The sequence below is a fragment of the Exiguobacterium sp. s46 genome, assembly GCF_018618875.1.
GTDB lineage: Bacteria > Bacillota > Bacilli > Exiguobacteriales > Exiguobacteriaceae > Exiguobacterium_A > Exiguobacterium_A abrahamii.
The window spans coordinates 159,537-177,139 of the sequence record NZ_JACSMY010000002.1 but is presented as its reverse complement, the minus strand read 5'-3'; the positions used below and the strand labels follow the sequence as shown (position 1 = coordinate 177,139).

The 17,603-nt window shown below is 49.0% G+C and carries 19 protein-coding genes; 11 read left to right on the top strand and 8 right to left on the bottom strand.

Annotated elements, in window-relative coordinates:
• Nucleotides 1-47: 47 nt before the first annotated feature.
• Nucleotides 48-698 carry a Type 1 glutamine amidotransferase-like domain-containing protein gene (locus KNQ08_RS12490; protein WP_064300550.1) on the top strand — a complete coding sequence of 217 codons (651 nt, stop codon included), beginning with the start codon at nt 48-50 and terminating at the stop codon, nt 696-698.
• Nucleotides 695-1,102 (top strand): NUDIX hydrolase, encoded by a 408-nt coding sequence (locus KNQ08_RS12485; RefSeq protein ID WP_064300549.1) that lies wholly within the window; start codon nt 695-697, stop codon nt 1,100-1,102. Before KNQ08_RS12490 ends, KNQ08_RS12485 begins: the two co-directional genes overlap by 4 nt.
• Nucleotides 1,103-1,150: 48 nt before the next feature.
• Here KNQ08_RS12485 and KNQ08_RS12480 read toward each other — a convergent pair whose 3' ends face one another.
• Nucleotides 1,151-2,242 (bottom strand): GGDEF domain-containing protein, encoded by a 1,092-nt coding sequence (locus tag KNQ08_RS12480; RefSeq protein WP_064300548.1) that lies wholly within the window; start codon nt 2,240-2,242, stop codon nt 1,151-1,153.
• A 145-nt stretch (nt 2,243-2,387) separates the two neighbouring features.
• Between KNQ08_RS12480 and KNQ08_RS12475 the strand changes: the two genes are divergently transcribed.
• The 3 genes from KNQ08_RS12475 to KNQ08_RS12465 all read left to right on the top strand — a co-directional run bounded on the left by KNQ08_RS12475 (nt 2,388) and on the right by KNQ08_RS12465 (nt 4,863).
• Nucleotides 2,388-2,564, top strand: a complete 177-nt coding sequence (locus KNQ08_RS12475) for a hypothetical protein (RefSeq protein WP_023466867.1) — start codon at nt 2,388-2,390, stop codon at nt 2,562-2,564.
• An 89-nt stretch (nt 2,565-2,653) separates the two neighbouring features.
• Nucleotides 2,654-4,288, top strand: a complete 1,635-nt coding sequence (locus KNQ08_RS12470; RefSeq protein WP_214805970.1) for a methyl-accepting chemotaxis protein — start codon at nt 2,654-2,656, stop codon at nt 4,286-4,288.
• A 113-nt stretch (nt 4,289-4,401) separates the two neighbouring features.
• Complete coding sequence (locus tag KNQ08_RS12465; RefSeq protein ID WP_214805966.1) at nt 4,402-4,863, top strand: sunset domain-containing protein; 462 nt, start codon at nt 4,402-4,404, stop codon at nt 4,861-4,863.
• 42 nt (nt 4,864-4,905) lie between these two features.
• Here KNQ08_RS12465 and KNQ08_RS12460 read toward each other — a convergent pair whose 3' ends face one another.
• A complete protein-coding gene (locus tag KNQ08_RS12460; protein ID WP_064300545.1) occupies nt 4,906-5,433 on the bottom strand; it encodes an NUMOD4 domain-containing protein in 528 nt (175 codons plus the stop codon).
• Between the two features lie 132 nt (nt 5,434-5,565).
• Between KNQ08_RS12460 and KNQ08_RS12455 the strand changes: the two genes are divergently transcribed.
• Nucleotides 5,566-6,144 carry an AAA family ATPase gene (locus tag KNQ08_RS12455; protein WP_064300544.1) on the top strand — a complete coding sequence of 193 codons (579 nt, stop codon included), beginning with the start codon at nt 5,566-5,568 and terminating at the stop codon, nt 6,142-6,144.
• A gap of 40 nt (nt 6,145-6,184) precedes the next feature.
• Here the strand turns inward: KNQ08_RS12455 and KNQ08_RS12450 are convergent, their stop codons facing one another.
• Genes KNQ08_RS12450 through KNQ08_RS12440 form a run of 3 tightly spaced genes read right to left on the bottom strand, consistent with a single transcriptional unit; the run spans nt 6,185 to nt 8,613 of the window.
• Entirely contained in the window at nt 6,185-6,526 is a 342-nt protein-coding gene (locus KNQ08_RS12450; RefSeq protein ID WP_214805963.1) for a GNAT family N-acetyltransferase, read from the bottom strand.
• Nucleotides 6,527-7,573 carry a DNA alkylation repair protein gene (locus KNQ08_RS12445; protein WP_214805960.1) on the bottom strand — a complete coding sequence of 349 codons (1,047 nt, stop codon included), beginning with the start codon at nt 7,571-7,573 and terminating at the stop codon, nt 6,527-6,529.
• 17 nt (nt 7,574-7,590) lie between these two features.
• A complete protein-coding gene (locus tag KNQ08_RS12440; protein ID WP_214805958.1) occupies nt 7,591-8,613 on the bottom strand; it encodes a bifunctional transcriptional activator/DNA repair enzyme AdaA in 1,023 nt (340 codons plus the stop codon).
• Nucleotides 8,614-8,775: 162 nt separating this feature from the next.
• Here KNQ08_RS12440 and KNQ08_RS12435 point away from each other — a divergent pair, with 162 nt between their 5' ends.
• From KNQ08_RS12435 to KNQ08_RS12420, 4 genes are all read left to right on the top strand, one after another.
• On the top strand, nt 8,776-9,351 hold the full coding sequence (locus KNQ08_RS12435; protein WP_214805956.1) for a class I SAM-dependent methyltransferase: 576 nt from the start codon (nt 8,776-8,778) through the stop codon (nt 9,349-9,351).
• Nucleotides 9,329-10,018, top strand: a complete 690-nt coding sequence (locus tag KNQ08_RS12430) for a response regulator transcription factor (RefSeq protein WP_214805954.1) — start codon at nt 9,329-9,331, stop codon at nt 10,016-10,018. The genes KNQ08_RS12435 and KNQ08_RS12430 overlap by 23 nt, the downstream gene beginning before the upstream one ends.
• A complete protein-coding gene (locus KNQ08_RS12425; protein ID WP_214805952.1) occupies nt 10,015-11,364 on the top strand; it encodes a sensor histidine kinase in 1,350 nt (449 codons plus the stop codon). The genes KNQ08_RS12430 and KNQ08_RS12425 overlap by 4 nt, the downstream gene beginning before the upstream one ends.
• Before the next feature lie 135 nt (nt 11,365-11,499).
• A complete protein-coding gene (locus tag KNQ08_RS12420) occupies nt 11,500-13,293 on the top strand; it encodes an acyltransferase family protein (protein WP_214805950.1) in 1,794 nt (597 codons plus the stop codon).
• A gap of 51 nt (nt 13,294-13,344) precedes the next feature.
• Here the strand turns inward: KNQ08_RS12420 and KNQ08_RS12415 are convergent, their stop codons facing one another.
• The 3 genes from KNQ08_RS12415 to KNQ08_RS12405 form a co-directional block, all read right to left on the bottom strand.
• Nucleotides 13,345-14,397, bottom strand: coding sequence for a copper resistance D family protein (locus KNQ08_RS12415; protein WP_214805948.1), 1,053 nt, complete (start codon nt 14,395-14,397; stop codon nt 13,345-13,347).
• Nucleotides 14,331-14,858, bottom strand: a complete 528-nt coding sequence (locus KNQ08_RS12410; RefSeq protein WP_214724911.1) for a copper resistance CopC family protein — start codon at nt 14,856-14,858, stop codon at nt 14,331-14,333. Before KNQ08_RS12410 ends, KNQ08_RS12415 begins: the two co-directional genes overlap by 67 nt.
• A 63-nt stretch (nt 14,859-14,921) precedes the next feature.
• Entirely contained in the window at nt 14,922-16,289 is a 1,368-nt protein-coding gene (locus KNQ08_RS12405; protein ID WP_050676874.1) for a hypothetical protein, read from the bottom strand.
• A gap of 245 nt (nt 16,290-16,534) precedes the next feature.
• Between KNQ08_RS12405 and KNQ08_RS12400 the strand changes: the two genes are divergently transcribed.
• Nucleotides 16,535-17,554 (top strand): MSCRAMM family adhesin SdrC, encoded by a 1,020-nt coding sequence (locus KNQ08_RS12400; RefSeq protein WP_214805945.1) that lies wholly within the window; start codon nt 16,535-16,537, stop codon nt 17,552-17,554.
• Nucleotides 17,555-17,603 lie beyond the last annotated feature (49 nt).

Here is a 17,603-nt window from a genome sequence, read left to right as displayed (position 1 = left end):
GATTTCTGCTATACTTTTTCTATTACATTGGTTGGAGGGATGACTTCATGCGTACTCATTTATTCTTATTCGGAGGCGGTCCTCCTTTTACACCGAACTTACGAACACGATTTGCTACATTAACGAATGGTGGACCGGTCGCGATTCTATACGTTCCGCGGACCGGTAAGGACTGGACGAGCTACGCCTCAATCTATACGAAGCCGTTAGAGGAAGATGGCATCTCGTCGTTCGTCCATCTGCCACTGTCTGACGCACCAACGGACGAACAACTTGCACAACTACAGCAGTGTCAGGGCATCATCATCTCCGGTGGCGAGACCGAATTGTATCAGCAATACTTGGTCGCTACACCGATCGGTGACATCATTCAGTCGCGTTTCGCAGATGGTGTTCCGGTCGCCGGCTTTTCAGCCGGTGCCCTCGTTTCGCCCGAACGGTGTGTGATTCCGGAGATCGACCAACGCGACAATCGACGCCTTCGCTTACCTGGTCTTGCCTTACTGAAAGACGCGGTCGTCTGTGTCCATTATGAGACGTGGGGCGAAGCTGCTCATCTCACGCAATCCTTTACGGAAGAAAGCACAGACCGTGCCTTCGGACTTGCTGACGAGAGCGGGATCTATCTACGCGATCAGTACCTCGTCGAAACAGAAGGAACCGACCCTGTCGTATTATCGCGGAGTCTCGTCAGATGACGGCGATCGTTCCTGCCGTCAAAGGCATCATCATTCACGAGCAACGTCTCCTGATTGTCCGCCGGGCTGCTGCTGACTTCGGTGGCGGGACATGGGAATGTCCGGGTGGCAAGATCGACTTCGGTGAATTACCAGTCGACAGTCTTGTTCGCGAGATTGAAGAAGAGACACAATTGACTGTGACGCCGGAGCGTCTACTCTATGCCTCGAGCTTCCTGACGCATCCCAATCGGCAAATCATTTTATTGATGTACATCTGCTCGACAAACCAGACGAGCGTTCAGTTATCAACGGAACACGACGCTTATCTTTGGGCGGACGAAACAACGATCCGTCAGTTGATCGCGCCGAATATTCTCGCTGATTTTGAACGCCATGATGTATTTTCGTTACTGCATCACTAAACACAACTGCCCCGCCTGACCAATCGGTCGAGCGGGGCAAGCTTTTATTTACAGCAAAGGGTCTCGGTAACAGACAACACGATTTCGCCCAGTTTGTTTAGCTTCATACAATGCTAAATCCGCTTTCTGGACGGTCTCAAATACGGTTGATGCTTGATCGGAAGAGGCAGCCCCTAGCGATAATGTGACATGAAACACTGGATGTTCCTTATAAACGAAGTGTTGATCAGCACAGGCAGATCGAATCCGCTCCCCCAGTCGTTCCGCTTGTCGGAGTGGTACGTCCGGCAATAGTAAAACAAACTCCTCACCACCGTACCGACCGACGACGCCCTGTTCCGGACAATACGATTGCAAGAGATGGCTGAGTTGTCGTAAGACGACGTCGCCTCCTTCATGACCGTATGTATCATTGATTGATTTAAAATGATCGAGATCAAGAATGAGGACGGAAAAGACCGTTCCGTTCTGAGCGTACTCGGCTAACGTCTCATCTAGCTTCCGGCGATTTCCAAGTTGCGTCAGCCCATCCGTTAAAGCCAGTTCTTGTTGCGTATGCACGAATAAAAAGTGTTTCCGGAGTTCTTGTAAGAAACGATAGGTCACGTAACCACCAATCATGATGACGATGATATAGACGAGCGCAATCTCTAAAAACCGCTCGAACGTGTTCGTCAATAAATAGAGCGCCGGTAAGCTGTATGCGATACCTGTTCCAAGCAACACGAGATAATCCTTCATTCGCTGAGCAGCAAATCGGCGATAAATCGTCGCTGTCACGAGTAACGCGACACAGATCAAGGTCGTCAGGATCAGCCCCTCGTATTCGCCAGCCGGTGTCACCGCAAATCGGGCACCGATGATGAACAGCATCGTGATGCTACCGCTGACTAACCCTCCGTAAAAGTACGCCGTAACAAGTGCAACGAGACGCAAATCAATCTTTGCGACGTCATAGGAGATACTGTTGAAAATCAACAGCGCACCAATCAAACCCGCGATACAACCGATTGCGAGTCGGACTTGTAAGGAGGAGTTGGGTGAGATCCGCTCGATTCGTCGTAGCGGTAAAAAGGCGAACAGCAATGTCGCAATCAATAGGGAAAAGTTCAACAACAATGAATTGAGCAACGTAAGCACGACGACATCCTCCTCATTCCATTTCAGATGTTTACTCTATTCCCGTCAGATTACACATTCCCCTCTTTTTCCAAGGTTTTCAAACAAGAAGAGAGGGAATCAAACAAATATGTCTATCGTCTACATCATTAAGGGGGAATCTTTCATGGATCGTCAAGCTGAAAAACGAAAAAGTAAGATGCCGTTCTTCATCATTCTCGTCATCGCCATCTTCGTCATCGTTGCTGCTGCGTTGATCATTTACGTCACATCTGAACCAAAAGAAGAGACACAAGCACTTATGACACATCTTGCGACTGTCCTACCAATTTACGTGAATTAGATTCACAAGACCTTTACACAAGCCGTACAACACCTTCATACATGTTGCTTCATCTCCTTCCGATAGGTACACGGGAGGAGATGTTTTTTATGCTTATGAAAAAACGATTACTGGCACAACAATTAAATGGATGGTTGATTCCGATCGTCGCCATCGGACTGATCGTGATCAGCGGTCTAAGCGTCTACGCTTCCTATCAACAATCCGTCGCAGCAACCGAGGAACGGCTGATGCGTGAATTAACGATGTTCGATGCGAATGTCCGGGCAACGTTTCTGGCGTACCCGGATGACGCAGCAGACCGCTCACGTGCCATTAAACGATTGCAACAGCAACAGCGAACCGACTTATCACGTGACGACTACACGGTTCGCTTCCAAAGCCTGAACACGAGTGAGGCGTTCCGACCGTTGACACTCGAACCAACCAAACGAAAACAACTACTGCAGCACTTAAAAAATGCGCGTACATATGCCTTTTCGCATCAAGATCAGTTTCTAGTAGCGATGACGATTCCAGAACTCGATGACGTCATCTTGCTGACAACCGATCGTGATAAATTAATCGCCCCTGCTCGAGATTTAGCTTGGACACTCGTCTGGGTCAGTGTGATCACACTTGTCAGCATCAGCCTCTTGATCCGCTGGCGGATTCAACGCCAACTGGCACCGTTATCGAAACTCGCCTTACAAATTGAAGAAGCGCATGCGAAGCGATCGTATCGTCCATTAACGCTCAAGACGACGACCTTTGAGTTACAACAGCTGACGTTTCAATATAATCAGTTGATGCAACAGATTAATGACTTAACGACGGAGATGCAACAAGCCAGTCAGGAACTTGAATCCGTCCAGCCCCACTTCTCTTCGCGCTTATCCGCAATGGATCAATCGGTCCAAGCCGTCGATGAAGTCGCCGGTTCTTTACTTGCGCAATCGACGCAAATGGATCAGACGATCGTCGCTTCAACACGTTTGACTGCCCAAGGACACGATGCGTTAAGCGAAATGCAAACGACACTTCTGAACAGTCAACATGCCGTAACCCGTTTTCAACAGACTGTTCAGACGAATCACACGACACTTGAGACCTTACAAGAGGAAAGCCAGTTACTGAAGGAACAATCCGCGACGACAGAGCAGATTTTGCAACAGACCTCACACCTACAGCAGCAGATGGAAACCTCGATTTCGCATATCCAGCGCGTTGCTGAAGAGACACGCCGTTTGTCACTGAACGCGCTGATTGAGGCAACCCGTGCCGGAGAAGCCGGTCGCGGCTTCACAGTCGTCGCCAAGGAAGTCGAAAAACTAGCGATCGATATCCGAACGAGTACGGACCATATCCGGCAGGTCAATCAGATGTGGACGGCGGGGCTCGATCAAGTCGAACAAGCACTCTCGCAAATGACGGAACGTTTTCTTTCGACGTCGCAACAACTCGAGACGGCAACAGAGCATCTAAAACAGATGCTAACCGAAGCGACGACGATTGAGACGACACTGGGTACCGTGGAACACCAACGACAGATCGTCGCAGATGTTCAGTCGAACATGCAGGAACATCTACAGTCGGTTCAACAGTTGATGTCAGAGCTCTCATCCTACAGCCAGGTGCTCGGGGAACAGATGCAGCACCACGTCATTCAGCAAACAGAATTGAAGACACATAGTGCTGTACTCGAGTCGCGGATCAGTTCGTTGCAACAAACTATAAAAAATTAATTTTTTACATTTTTCCTAGTATTAATCTTTAAATTACAATATTTACTTATCATTTAATATGAAATAAAATGTTTTTTGGTAGGTAATTTTATATTTAAGGGGTTAATGAATCAATGGAAGAAAAGAAAAAGAAAAAAGGCGGCTGTTGTGGCTGTGGTTGTCTCATCTTCATTATTTTAATTTTCTTAGGCGCTTGTGGCGCTATTTTTGGAGAAGATGACTCTGACGATAAAGACAATAATACAAAGAGTCATCAATCTACTAAAGACTTGGACTCTGATGATCATAAAAATAACACTGAAGAAAAAAATGATGCTAAAGCTAAGGCAGAAGCTGACACTAAAGCCAAGGCAGAAGCTGACGCTAAAGCTAAGGCAGAAGCTGACGCTAAAGCTAAGGCAGAAGCTGACACTAAAGCTAAGACTTGCTTAAATATTCGGGGTAATATCTCTAGTTCAGGTGAGAAAATATATCACCTTCCTAATCAAAGGTTTTATAGTAAAACGGACCCTGAACAAGTTTTTTGTACAGAAGGTGCAGCTGTAAGTGCTGGATATCGCAAATCAAAAATCTAACTAAAAGTACCGGATATCTCATTTGATATCCGGTACTTTTAGTTAGCTAATAAATTTCGCTTCCTTCTTATCGATGATGTTGCGAATCCGGTTCTCCGTCACCTGATACTGCTCTGCCAATTGACGGGTTGTTTTCCCTTTTTCGTACTGCGCGCGAATCGTTCGAATCTGAAAAGGTGACAGCGTCACATGTTGACCTAACAAGAGATCAAACTCACCAAGTAGTTCAGTATACTGCTGATCGATCGAAGGCAGAACCTCTAAGTTCGACAACTGATCGTCAGCCCGTTTGCCGTTGCGCCGGACGAGTCGCGCTTCCATGACATCTGTCGTCAGAAAGGCTTGTGCGACAAGCAATCCGACCTGCACCCGCTCTCCTCGACCACGTTGGTAGAGCGTGACTTTGCGGTATCCTTCCCGATTGAGCCGTGGACGGAGCAAGACACCTTTTCGTCGTTGCTGGACACCGCGACATGTCACGATCGTCCGGTCGAGCGACCTTACGCGACCAAGTGATGAGACTTCATATATACCTACATAGCCGATGACGGCTTTCCATTGTTCTTGCATGGTTGTCCTCCTTCAGACAAGGACACGACGGGACTTCATACTTGAATTATATCAAATTACGAACAAACGTTCTAGTGATGTCACTCGTCGGAATATGCTATTCTTAGCAGAAAAAGGAAATGAGGTTCGTCTATGAAATTTGTCTTGTTACTTGGTCCGCAAGCGGTCGGAAAGATGACGATCGGTCAGGAAATCGAACGGTTGACGGAGATGAAAGTTTTCCATAACCACCAGACAATCGATCTGTTATTGCCTTATTTTGATTTCTCTGAACCTGCACACCATCGCCTAAAAGATACGATCCGGCGCGAGATGTTCAAGGAAATGGCGAACAGCTCGCTCGAAGGTGTCCTGTTTACGTTCCTCTGTCTATTCGGCGTCGAAGGCGGTGGTCTTGAGTTCATCGAAGAGACAGTTGAGTTATTCGAACAAGCAGGTGCTGACGTCTATATCGTTGAACTGGATGCGCCGGTCGCAACTCGCCTGCACCGAAACACGACTGAAAACCGATTGACGCACAAAGTAACGAAGCGTGACCTCGCTGCTTCTGAACAAGACTTACGCGAAACGGCGGACGGTTACCGAACACGTTCATTGCCAGGCGAATTGCCGGACGTCAACTACCTCTTCCTCGATACGGAACCGTTAAGCGCACGTGAAAGTGCGGAAGCGATTTGCGACCATTTCAACTGGTCCAAAACAACGGTCTAATCACAAACAAGCCCCGTCCTGCTCAGCAGGCGGGGCTTTTTTAATGATAGAGTTTGCGTTCATATCGATTCGCCTGCAACTGGAATCCGTTCCGACGCCAGACCGCCGCACTGCCCGCTTCGCCGTAAATACGCGTCAGTAATAACGTCCGTGCGAGATACGACAAAATCGACGTCAACGCTTCTGTGATGTACCCGCGCTGATCATCCTCATCAGTCGTCGTATAACGTAAGTTTCCGGTCGATGCATTCCATGTGAAGGTAATCGTCCCGACAATCGTTTTCTCACGCAACGCATGCAGCGTCCACTTGCAACCCGATTCTTCATCCGTTGCTTCGACAAACAATCGTGACGTCGTAAAATCCGGATGTCGTCCTTGCATTCAGCTCTCCTCCTCGACCTCAAACGTTGCTGTCGCGTAAATCTCTCCGTTAATTAAAATCGTTAATGTATGTGTACCAGGATAATGGACACGCGTCGTCATGTTCCGAAACGATTGGCGTCGTTCAACTTGTAAGACACCTTTAACTTCCCGCTCCCGCAGTTGAAACACCTTCCGACTCGTTCCACGTTGTTTGACGTAATCGATCGCGTATTCAAGACGCAGACGTTGCTCGACGGAACTGTTTACTTGAAACGAAAACTGTAACTCTTGACCAATAGTCACTGGTGAGACGACCAAGTCCGTAACCGCAACCTCGCCTTGCGTAACGTGTCCGAATAATTGCAACACGTCTGGGTTTCCGCGCTTCAGTAACGTCCGGGAGGCGTGACGCAAAATCCAGTCCGTGTTCGGATCTGTTCCTAAGTGACGTCCAATTCGTTCGATCAAGTATTCCGGATGCGTTTTTGAAATATCATTCAAGTGATTGGCGACACTTTTTCGGACGTAAAGTGACGGATCCTGTAATAAGGCGTCAAGGATCGGTAACGCTGGACGCGGATCAGCAATCAGACGCGGGATCGCTTGTCCCCATGGTAAACGCGGTCGTGTCCCTTCAGACGCTAAGCGCCGGACATGTTCATCGTCTGATGTGGTCCATTTGAATGCCTGCTCAAGATAGAGTTCCTGATCAGCAAGTAGAAAACGGCGAACGGCGAACTCTGACGTCGAATGCGGCGTCAACTTGGCGAGTGTCGCTAACGCAAGCGTCCAGTCGGCGAGTGTTGCTGTCCGTTCGACATACTCCGGAAAGACGATTCCCGGTAGACCGGTAAACTGCGGTGCAAGCCGCTCTAGCTCCGGCACCGAGTCCGGAAACGGTGACAAAATCGTCTCTAGTGTCTCCGCCACACGGCGGACACGTTGTTTAAACGCGAGTTCATTCCAGTCTCCCTGTTCGACTCGTCTTCGAAAATCCGGTACGTCGACCGCTTCTCCTAAGCGGTCGAGCCAACTCGGTGAAAACACATCTTTAATCAAACTCATCTTTCATCCAGTCCCCTCTATGTGCGCTCTAGTTTGAGCAATGTTTCCTTGCGTGCGAGTCCACCCGCGTATCCACCTAAATCCCCATTCGTCCGAATGACTCGATGGCACGGGATGACGATTGCCAGTTGGTTCGCTCCATTCGCTCGTGCGACGGCACGAACAGCGGTCGGTTGACCGATCCGGATCGCCAGCTCTTGGTACGAGATCGTCTCTCCACTCGGAATCCGCTCGAGTTCTTCCCAGACGCGGCGTTGAAATGGTGTTCCGTACCGCATCAGTGGCGTCTGAAACGATACCTGCTCTCCTTTGAAGTAACGACGGAGCTCCGCTTCGATCTGTCCAAAGACTGGTGACTCCCCGGGAACGATGACAGCACGTGCTTTCTTACGCAATTGTTCGATTTCCCGTTCCAGTCCGCGTCGGTCGACGAACTCAAGCAGATGTAAGAGTTGATCGTCGGCAATCGCCAGCATCGAGCCGAGTCGCGTGTCGAGCCATTTGGCGCGTAAGACCTGCCCGTCAAAGCGCGACGGTGCCTGTCCGAGAATCCGTGCTGACGCCTCACGAAAACCACTACTCGATTCATAACCTCCTACTAACTGTCCTTCGATGACCGGCTTACCGGTCCGGATCTCCTTCATCGCCAGACCCATCCGCCGTGCCCGGGCATACGCGACGAACGTCATCCCGAAGCGTTTCTTGAACTGGCGACGTGCCGTTGATTCATCCAGACCAAGTGCTCGAAAATCGGCTTCCTTGAATCGTTTGTCCGGTTCTGCCTCGACCGCTTCGATCAAGCGTTGAATCGTACCATGATCTCCGGGATAAGCAAGCGGATGACAACGACGGCACGGTCGATAAGAGGCAAGTAATGCCTCTTGCGCCGTCTCAAAAAACTCACAGTTCTCCGCTTTCGGTTTTCGTGCCGGACACGTCGGACGGCAAAAGATGCCGGTCGTCTTGACGCCGACGAAAAACGTCCCTTCGTACGTCGCGTCCCGGCGAACGAGCGCTTCATAATACGTGTGATGTTCCATCGCCTTCCCCTCCTTTGTCCTTAGTATACCGGCTTGTCCGGTCACGATGTCGCCGAAAATCAGGCATTGATATGTTTAAGATTCACTTAAGAAACATCGTCCTGTTTTCGAAAGGGACGACGTGCATACTACATGATATACTCAACGGAAAGTAGGGTTTTCATGTTTGATTTCTTAAAAGAAGCACTTCACGCACCACTCCGTGTTGGAGCCGTCGCACCGAGCAGTCCACGTCTTGCCGAGATGATGGCACGACGCGCCGTCGCCGATCGTCCGCGTCAGATTCTTGAAGTCGGAGCGGGTGACGGAGCGATCACCAAAGCTTTACTGGCCGCTCGTTCACCAGAAACACATCTCTTGATTTGTGAACGGAGCGAAACGTTCCGCCCGGCACTCGAACAATTACTGGCTCAGGAAACGAATGTCACTCTCTTCATTGGTGACGTTCAAGGATTATCCGATTCATGGAGCGGACAGATCGACGTCATCGTCAGTGGTCTCCCGTTCGCGTCGTTCCCGGCAGCGTTACGGCATGATTTATTGGCACAATTTCAAACGTTACTACGATCAGGCGGTCACTTCATCGCCTTTCAATACACCCGGTTTCAGTTCAAGATGTTCCGGGACTATTTCCAAGAACACAGTTATTCGCACACGCTCTACAATCTGCCCCCCGCTTACGTCTTCGAGGGGGTACAACAGGAGGAATTTACACATGCCCACGCTCTTGATCGTTGATGATGAAGCAGACATCCGTCAATTGCTTCGACTCTATTTAACCAATGAAGGGTACGAAATCCTCGAAGCCGAAAATGGTGAGGAAGCGTTAGCGACTCTTGCAACGCGTCCGGTTGATGCGATGTTACTCGACGTGATGATGCCCGTTCGCGATGGCTTCTCGACCGTTCAAGCGGTGCGTGCTGCCGGTCACACGTTACCCGTCTTGATGCTGACGGCGAAACGCGAAGACATGGATAAAATTCAAGGTCTGACTTTCGGAGCGGACGATTACATCGGTAAACCGTTCAATCCACTCGAAGTCGTCGCCCGCATTAAGGCACTGCTGCGACGTGTCAGTCAGTATCATGTCCCAACTACGGCTTCAGCCGTTCAGGTCGGTCCGTTCACACTTAAAGAAGACGAACGCGTCATCTTTAAGTATGATGTGCCGCTTGCCCTGACCCGCCGTGAATTTGATTGCCTGGCGCTCTTCTTGAATCATCCGCGTCGTGTTTTTTCGGCTGACGACCTGTATGAGCGGGTTTGGCAGGAGGAAGCACTTGGTTCCGCATCGAACGCTGTCATGGTCTTGATCCATAAGCTCCGTGATAAAATCGAGGACGTTCCGAAAGAACCACGCTACCTCCAGACGGTCTGGGGCGTCGGTTATAAGGTCGAACCATGAGACGGATCAAATTGACGGTCTGGATGCTTGTTTTACTTCTGCTCGCTGCATTTTTGAGTACGGCACTTGCCTGGTTGCTGGCGAGTCAATTGCCGCTTGGTGGAAAAACGGTTCCCCGTTACTACTACACGACGGAAGAAGACACGGTGAGCGCTGTTAAAGAGGACATTACACGTTATCAAAATGGACAAATACCGACCGGGCCCTATGAGTGGGCAGTATACGATGCCAATGGTCGTCTGGTCAGCGCTTCCGACAAGTATCCGAAAGACTTAACACCGAGCCGACTGCTTGCTGAGCAAACACCAACCGAGCGGGAGCCATCAGACACAGGAAAGATTAGGACATTGCACCATATCGAAGCGATCAATCTTGGAACCCGTGAGCCTGGCTATTTTTTGACTGTTCAGTCCGATAAACCAACACTCAATGAATATCAAGTCGGTAATTCGAACGCCTTCTTCATCTTACAAGTCGTCTTGTTCATCGTCTTTCTACTGCTTTTAACACGTTGGATCGCTGGTTTGTTCCGCGAACTCGAGCGACGGCTTGAGCGGTTGACGGTCGAACCAGCGCCAACAGAACCGTTACCTCCCGTCAAAGGACCGAAGGAATTCAAGTTGTTCGCCCAATCGATCGTACGAATCGAACAGGAACTCCGCACCTTACGCGTACGCGACCAGGAGCGGTTCGTCGAGCAGTTGCGATTGATCACGAGTCTGTCGCACGACCTACGGACTCCGTTGACCTCAATCCAAGGCTTCATCCAGTGGCTAACGGAAAAACACGAGACGTTATCCGCGACGGAACGGACGGAGCTTCTAGCGATTGTCACCCGACAGTCGGAAATGCTCGCTTCCCGGATCGACGAATTGTTCACGCTCGCTAAACTATCGAACACCGATTATCCAGTCGAACGGACATCGCTTGATCTCGTCATACTGACGGAACAAGTCCTGGAACTGTTTCCTGGCACTTCTTCTACTGTCAATGGTCCTGCACACGCGACTCTCTTCGCCGATCCGATGCTCTTACGACGCTTGCTTGAGAATTTGATTCGCAATGCGACGCTTCACGGGACCGGTGATCTTCGGATTACCATCAACGACGACGCAGAAGGTATCCAGCTGATCTGTTCAAATGCGATTGAATCGACTTATACGCTAGAGGAACTAAACGAATGGCTAACACCGTTCGGGACGTCCGATGCTTCCCGCTCGTCTGGTGGCTCCGGCATCGGTCTGTCAATCGTTCAGCAAATCATGGCGCGTCATGGGGGGAGCGTCGCGTTGACTTCACGAGACAACCGCTTCATCGTGACCTGTCGTTTTCCACATGCTTCTTAAGATTGCATCCGATGTTCGCATCGGGTGCTTTTTTAGTCAGGTTGTTACTTCTTAGACACTTCTTTGAAATTGGAATTCGATACACTAAAGACTGTTAGAAATTAGTTGTCGTTTTAAAGGAGTTGTTCGTGTTTTATGAAATCCTCGTCTCGTTCGATTACATATATGCCAGGGCTTGATGGCTTACGTGCCTTTGCTGTTCTATCTGTCATTCTCTACCATCTGTCGGTTTCATTCTTCTCCGGTGGTTTCCTCGGTGTTGATCTCTTTTTCGTCCTATCTGGTTACCTGATTACCGGACTCTTGTTACGCGAGTGGCAAACGACCGGACGCCTCGACTTAAAACGGTTTTGGATTCATCGCTTCCGTCGCCTATTCCCAGCCCTATTCGTCATGCTGTTACTCGTTCTCGGGTACGTGACCGTCTTTGAACGCGAGCTGTTGCACACAGTTCGCCAAGATAGTGCCTTTGCGCTCATTTACGGGACGAACTGGTGGTATATCTTCCATGACGTCTCGTATTTCGAGTCGTTCGGTAAACCGTCACCAATCCAAAACCTTTGGTCGCTCGCAATCGAGGAGCAGTTCTATCTGTTATTCCCGATCTTACTCTGGTTCGGAATGAAAAATCGCCGCTTATTTTTGCAATTGATCGGCGTTGCGATCGGCGCATCCGTGCTCGCGATGGCGATTCAGTTCACACCCGGTGAAGATCCAAGTCGTGTCTACTACGGCACGGATACTCGATTATTCGCCTTGTTGATCGGCAGTCTGCTCGCTTTCGCGTGGCAGCCGACCCGCTTTAAGCTCGATATCCCAAAACGTGGTGTCCGGTTACTGAATCAAACAGGTGCCGTTACCTTACCACTCTTGCTAATGCTGATGATCGTCACAAGTGAGTTCGGAAGCTTCTTATACCGGGGTGGCTTTTTCCTCGTCTCGCTTCTTGCTGCGTTATTGATTGCTACGATCGCCCACCCGGCGTCGATCTGGAGTCGGTGGTTTGCACATCCAGCACTCGTTGCGATTGGCAAACGATCGTACGGTTTATATCTCTGGCATTTTCCCGTCATCACGCTGATGACACCGGTCGAGCAGATCGGAACGTTCTCGTTGCTCCGGACCGTGCTGATCGTCGTCGTGCTTGTCGCCTTGACCGAAGTATCGTATCGCTTCATCGAACGTCCGATTCGTCAGGATGGACTGTCCGGTTACTTAAAACGTCTATCGTTACATCCGCGGCAGTTACGTCAGTTTTCAACGATGCAGTGGACGAGTGTTGCCGTGTTGACGATTCTTATCGTCAGCTTCATCGGTAACTTATCGATTCTTGCTGTCTCCGATACGCCGAAGCCAGAACCTGCTTTCGAGAAGATAGCGGCGCCAAAAGAAAAACCGAAACCGATCCTCAAACCGACGACACCGAAAGCAAAGCCCGATCAACGAAAAATCTGTCGCCCGACGCTTGCGATCGGCGACTCGGTCTTACTCGGTGTCGAAGATTACCTCGGCAGTACACTCAAGCAATTGACGATTGATGCGAAACTCGGTCGTCAGCTGCGAGAAGCGATTCCGCTGAGTGAGCAGTATGCGGCGTACAATCAGCACGGACGCCAAGTCATTATTCACCTCGGAACGAACGGTAGCTTCCGTAAGGATCAATTGAATAGTTTGCTCGATCAATTCGCAAATGCCGATCATGTCTATCTGGTCACTGCACGCGTCCCGCGTCCGTGGGAAACAGAAGTCAATCAGATGTTACGGGAGGCATCGAAGCGGAAGCGTGTCGAACTGATCGACTGGCATGCCGTTGCCATCAAACATCCATCTTACTTCGAAGCAGATGGTGTCCATTTGAATATCAAGGGAGCACGTGCCTATTCGAAGATTCTTGCGAAAGCGACGAATTGTGCTGTTTCAACGAAATAAGACCACGTCAAACAAGGTAGCGGAACGATCCGCTACCTTGTTTTTTTGTACTCACCCTGTCGCCAGCAGCCCAAGATAGATCAAACTGACGCTGAATAAACTCAGCAAGACACCCACTGCATGCCGACGATATCCGAGTAAAAGCAATGGTAGCGTGGCGATGCCAATCATCAAGACCCATCCGTCCCCTGCTGGACCACTGACCGGTAGTTGCCCTAGCGTCGGTTGTTCCAGACGACTGAGTGAAGCGCTCGCCATGAACAGCAATACTAAAATGATACTTTCCATCCGGAGTAGTGGACGCGGATCGTACGTTGAGTCGAAACGCAACCGGCGCCGGACGAGCGTTCCATTACAGAAGGCGTAGAATAAAAGTGGCAACAGCAAGAGGTGCTTCAGCAACAACGCTTGACCGTATGGCACACCCCAGAGATTCGTATAACGTTCAAGTGGAATCGCCAGTTGCATCAGTAACAGACCCGACAGGATGACACCCGTAAAGGCGATCCGGGCAAACGGACTGAACCAACTTAAAAAGGCAGACCAATGAGCGGTCGAGCAGGCACCGATGGCTATCCAAAACACGACACCGATCCAAGCTGTCACACATAAAAAGTGACTAAATTGAAGCGTCCACCCGAGCGCACCGTATTTGGCCGCCGCATGACTCGTTCCTGCGATACCAATCCATAATGGGATCGTCAAGAGTGCGAGCAGGATGGACCGTTGCTTTTGCCATGCGAATATAATCAACAGGAGTAAAGCAGAGAAGTAAACGACAAGAAACATCCGACCGATATGCAACTCCAGTAACCCCGTTCGTAGAGCTTCTGTCATCGTTTGCGTCGAAAGTAGAAAACGAACGGCACCAAAGACCGGGATGCTCGTTCCAAGAACGAGCATCCCGAGTCCCGCTACCGCCCACGACGTACCGTCCATTAATGGCGGTTTCCGTTTCCTTGGGATGAAGCATAATACCAAATAGCCCATCCAAAGCGCTCCACCCATGTAGACGAGTAGTTCTCCTAGAAACGCACTCATGTCGTGCGACGACGTAACAAGAGAAGGATGACGATACTGATTAACAGTCCCCCGACGATCCATGGGAGCAGTGTCGGAACGAGTCCTTTTGAAACTGGCTCCGCTTCAGGAACGACTGCTGCTTTTGTTTCCATCGGCTCAGCCTTTTCTACGGTGCTTGTTTCAGCTTTTTCCTCACCTAGTACCGTAAAACGAATCGTTCCTTTAACGGGATGACCATCATCTGAAATCGATGCCCACTTGATCGTATATTTTCCTTCCGTTAAAGGCTCTGAGACGACAGCACTCAGTTCATTTCCGATGATGAGCGGTTTTGCGAGAGACTGTTCGACGCCATTCGCGTCTACTACACGTAAGGTGCTTGTTTTTTCAACAGCCTCACTGAACGTCAAGCGGATTCGATCGACGGGTTCAGATAATGCCGATCCCTCTGCCGGATTCGAGCTTTTTAAACTCGTATGTGCTTCGACCGATATGGGCAACAGACAAACGAGGAATAGGAGTACAAATCGGATGATGCGCATGTCGTTTACCTCCTTTCTGCTTGATGTGTAAAAGAAAACCCGCTGTTGCCAGCGGGTCGTCCTTTATTGTTGCGGGCGACGACGGAGTGCGAAGAATCCAAGGATCGATGCTGCTGCGATACCAAGCAATGACCAGACGATACCTGTCGTCGATGCTTCTTCTTGCATACCACCGAGACCTGTGTTTGGCATTCCAGGCGCACCTTTGAATTTATCTGGGAACTGATCGACGATTGCTGTCGCAGTTCCTTCCCCTACGCCGTACATATGCGCGTACGCTTCGCGAATTGCTGGGTACGTTTTGTCGTAATCTTTTTCATTGTAGCTATTGAAGGCAAGTAAGAGTTGGTCAATGTGAACCTTCAATCCTTCTTCCAAATCTTTCGCTTTTAAACGTCCTTCTGTTGCTGCATCAAGGAATGCTGCCTGTTCGACACGGTACTCATCGAGTTCCTTCACAGCCATGTCGCGTGCTTGATCATCTTTCGCACCTGTTGCTTTGACATAGTCAACGAAGTAGCCGATGTGGCTCGACCAAATCTTCTTGAATTGTTGCGCTGCTTCACTACCATAAACAGAGCCAATCGAAGCTGTCAGGTCATCCGTATTTTGATTCAAGGCACCAGCCGCAGCGTCAAAGTCTTTTGCTCCGTCAATTCCTTTTTGCATCGCGAGCACTGCAAGCGCCGCGTGTTCAGAGAAGTTTCGGTTCAGTCCGGCACGAAGATCAGCTGCTGGTGTATCAACTTTCGTATTTTTGAATTTATCTGGGTACTGATCGACGATCGCACCAGATAACCCTTCTCCCACCATATACATATGCTCGATTGCTTTACGTAGATTACTGTAGGCAGCATCATAATCACCAGCAACGTAGCTATCAAACGATGTTAACAGTTGCGTGATATGGACTTTTAGTCCTGCTTCGAGATCCGCTGCCTTCAGACGTCCTTCCGTTGCCTTATCAAGGAATGCAGCCTGTTCGACACGATACTCATCAAGCTCTTTCAATGCTTTTTGCTTCGCATCTTCGTCCTTGGCACCAGTTGCTTTGACGTAATCGACGAAGTAACCGATATGGCTCGCCCAGATTTCTTTGAAGGCAGCGCCTGCTTCTTCCCCGTAGACGGAACCAACAGCTGCCGATAAATCATCCGTGTTTTGATTCAAGGCACCGGCTGCCTGCTCAAAATCTTCTTTACCATCAATTCCTTTTTGCATCGCAACGACTGCGAGATACGCGTGTTCAGATAGAATTTGATCGAGTGTCGCTCGTAAATCCGATGCTGGAGATGAGACATCGAGGGAGACTTTTCCTGAACTGTGAGACATCTTACTATGGTCCTCATGACCATGTGCACTAACACCTGCTGCTGGAATCAACAATGCGGCACTAAGCGGAACAGCGAGATACGACTTTTTCATCTTCATCTTATGAACACCCCTTTAATTTTTTGGACTTCACATAGATAACGTAAGGAGTTCACGAATGGTTTTATCTTTTTACATTTTTTATTTAAAATATTTTTTCTGACGAAATAAACTTATGCAGCACTTTCATTATTTTTTAGTTTTTATTTACTCATTTCGCGAAACAGCCAACTTATTTTCTAATCATTTCATTAGAATCTTCTTATAACCTCATCTTTTATCTTTTATAGAACAGGAGTGGACTTATGAAACGGATTGTCATTGGCGCAGTACTTGCTTCGCTCGTCGTCTCGCAAGCAGTTGGACCTGTCGAAGCAAAAAGTAAAGCGAAGAAGAAACCTGTCGTGCAAGTCGATCGAGACAAAAATGGAATTCCAGATGCTTGGCAAAAACAATATCATTTGGGATATGGAAAACAAGTCGCAACAAAAGATCACGATCGCGACGGTTTGATGAATGTACAAGAGTATCAACTTCGTCTCAACCCCACTAAATCGGATTCGGACCGCGACGGAATCAAGGATGGGAAAGAGGATTCGGACCGCGACTTACTTACGAATCAACAAGAATACACAGCGCATCTAAATCCATTGAAGAAGGATTCCGATCAAGATGGTATTTCTGATGATAAAGAAGATCAAGATCAGGATCGATTGACGACACGAGAAGAATTCATCGTGGGTACGCAGCCACTGAAAAATGATTCAGATCGTGACGGCATCAAAGATAACGAAGAGGACCGCGATCAAGATACGCTTCTGAATGAAGACGAATTCGAACTTGGTTCTGATCCAACCAAAGCAGACAGCGATCATGACGGGACTCGAGATGATCAGGAAGATACGGATCAAGACGGAGTTCAGAATGACCAAGAACTCAAACGGATCATGATCAAAGTGACGAATACGAATAAGAAAAAGTTCGAGTGGCGTTACAGTAATGAACATCAACGGAAAGAATTGCGCTTTAAAGACGAGATCGGTATTACTGACGTTGCGACGTTAAAAGATCGTCTTCTCGTCACACCATCGATGACGGAAGAAGAATTATTAACGTTAGTCGCACAGGCGCTTCAATTACCAAACATCAAAACGTTACACGTCCAGATCAAGTTCTATAATGGACAGGAACTCGAATCAGAAGATGAGCACTCGGATGACGATGATTCTTCGGATGACTCAGAAGATGATGATCAAGATGATGATTCAGACGATCATGGAGACGATGACGGGGATGATCACGGAGATCATGGTGATGACGATTAATCGTCTATACGAAAAATGAGAGGACAGAATAGTATTCCGCCCTCTCATT

Coding starts and splice junctions, on each gene's coding strand:
- KNQ08_RS12455 (WP_064300544.1), top strand. CDS start 5,566: ATGAAATTTGTCTTGTTACTTGGTCCGCAAGCGGTCGGAAAGATGACG.
- KNQ08_RS12440 (WP_214805958.1), bottom strand. CDS start 8,613: ATGGAACATCACACGTATTATGAAGCGCTCGTTCGCCGGGACGCGACG.
- KNQ08_RS12405 (WP_050676874.1), bottom strand. CDS start 16,289: ATGAAGATGAAAAAGTCGTATCTCGCTGTTCCGCTTAGTGCCGCATTG.
- KNQ08_RS12465 (WP_214805966.1), top strand. CDS start 4,402: ATGGAAGAAAAGAAAAAGAAAAAAGGCGGCTGTTGTGGCTGTGGTTGT.
- KNQ08_RS12420 (WP_214805950.1), top strand. CDS start 11,500: ATGAAATCCTCGTCTCGTTCGATTACATATATGCCAGGGCTTGATGGC.
- KNQ08_RS12430 (WP_214805954.1), top strand. CDS start 9,329: ATGCCCACGCTCTTGATCGTTGATGATGAAGCAGACATCCGTCAATTG.
- KNQ08_RS12460 (WP_064300545.1), bottom strand. CDS start 5,433: ATGCAAGAACAATGGAAAGCCGTCATCGGCTATGTAGGTATATATGAA.
- KNQ08_RS12415 (WP_214805948.1), bottom strand. CDS start 14,397: ATGGATCGTCGGGGGACTGTTAATCAGTATCGTCATCCTTCTCTTGTT.
- KNQ08_RS12425 (WP_214805952.1), top strand. CDS start 10,015: ATGAGACGGATCAAATTGACGGTCTGGATGCTTGTTTTACTTCTGCTC.
- KNQ08_RS12445 (WP_214805960.1), bottom strand. CDS start 7,573: ATGAGTTTGATTAAAGATGTGTTTTCACCGAGTTGGCTCGACCGCTTA.
- KNQ08_RS12475 (WP_023466867.1), top strand. CDS start 2,388: ATGGATCGTCAAGCTGAAAAACGAAAAAGTAAGATGCCGTTCTTCATC.
- KNQ08_RS12435 (WP_214805956.1), top strand. CDS start 8,776: ATGTTTGATTTCTTAAAAGAAGCACTTCACGCACCACTCCGTGTTGGA.
- KNQ08_RS12450 (WP_214805963.1), bottom strand. CDS start 6,526: ATGCAAGGACGACATCCGGATTTTACGACGTCACGATTGTTTGTCGAA.
- KNQ08_RS12410 (WP_214724911.1), bottom strand. CDS start 14,858: ATGCGCATCATCCGATTTGTACTCCTATTCCTCGTTTGTCTGTTGCCC.
- KNQ08_RS12470 (WP_214805970.1), top strand. CDS start 2,654: ATGCTTATGAAAAAACGATTACTGGCACAACAATTAAATGGATGGTTG.
- KNQ08_RS12400 (WP_214805945.1), top strand. CDS start 16,535: ATGAAACGGATTGTCATTGGCGCAGTACTTGCTTCGCTCGTCGTCTCG.
- KNQ08_RS12485 (WP_064300549.1), top strand. CDS start 695: ATGACGGCGATCGTTCCTGCCGTCAAAGGCATCATCATTCACGAGCAA.
- KNQ08_RS12490 (WP_064300550.1), top strand. CDS start 48: ATGCGTACTCATTTATTCTTATTCGGAGGCGGTCCTCCTTTTACACCG.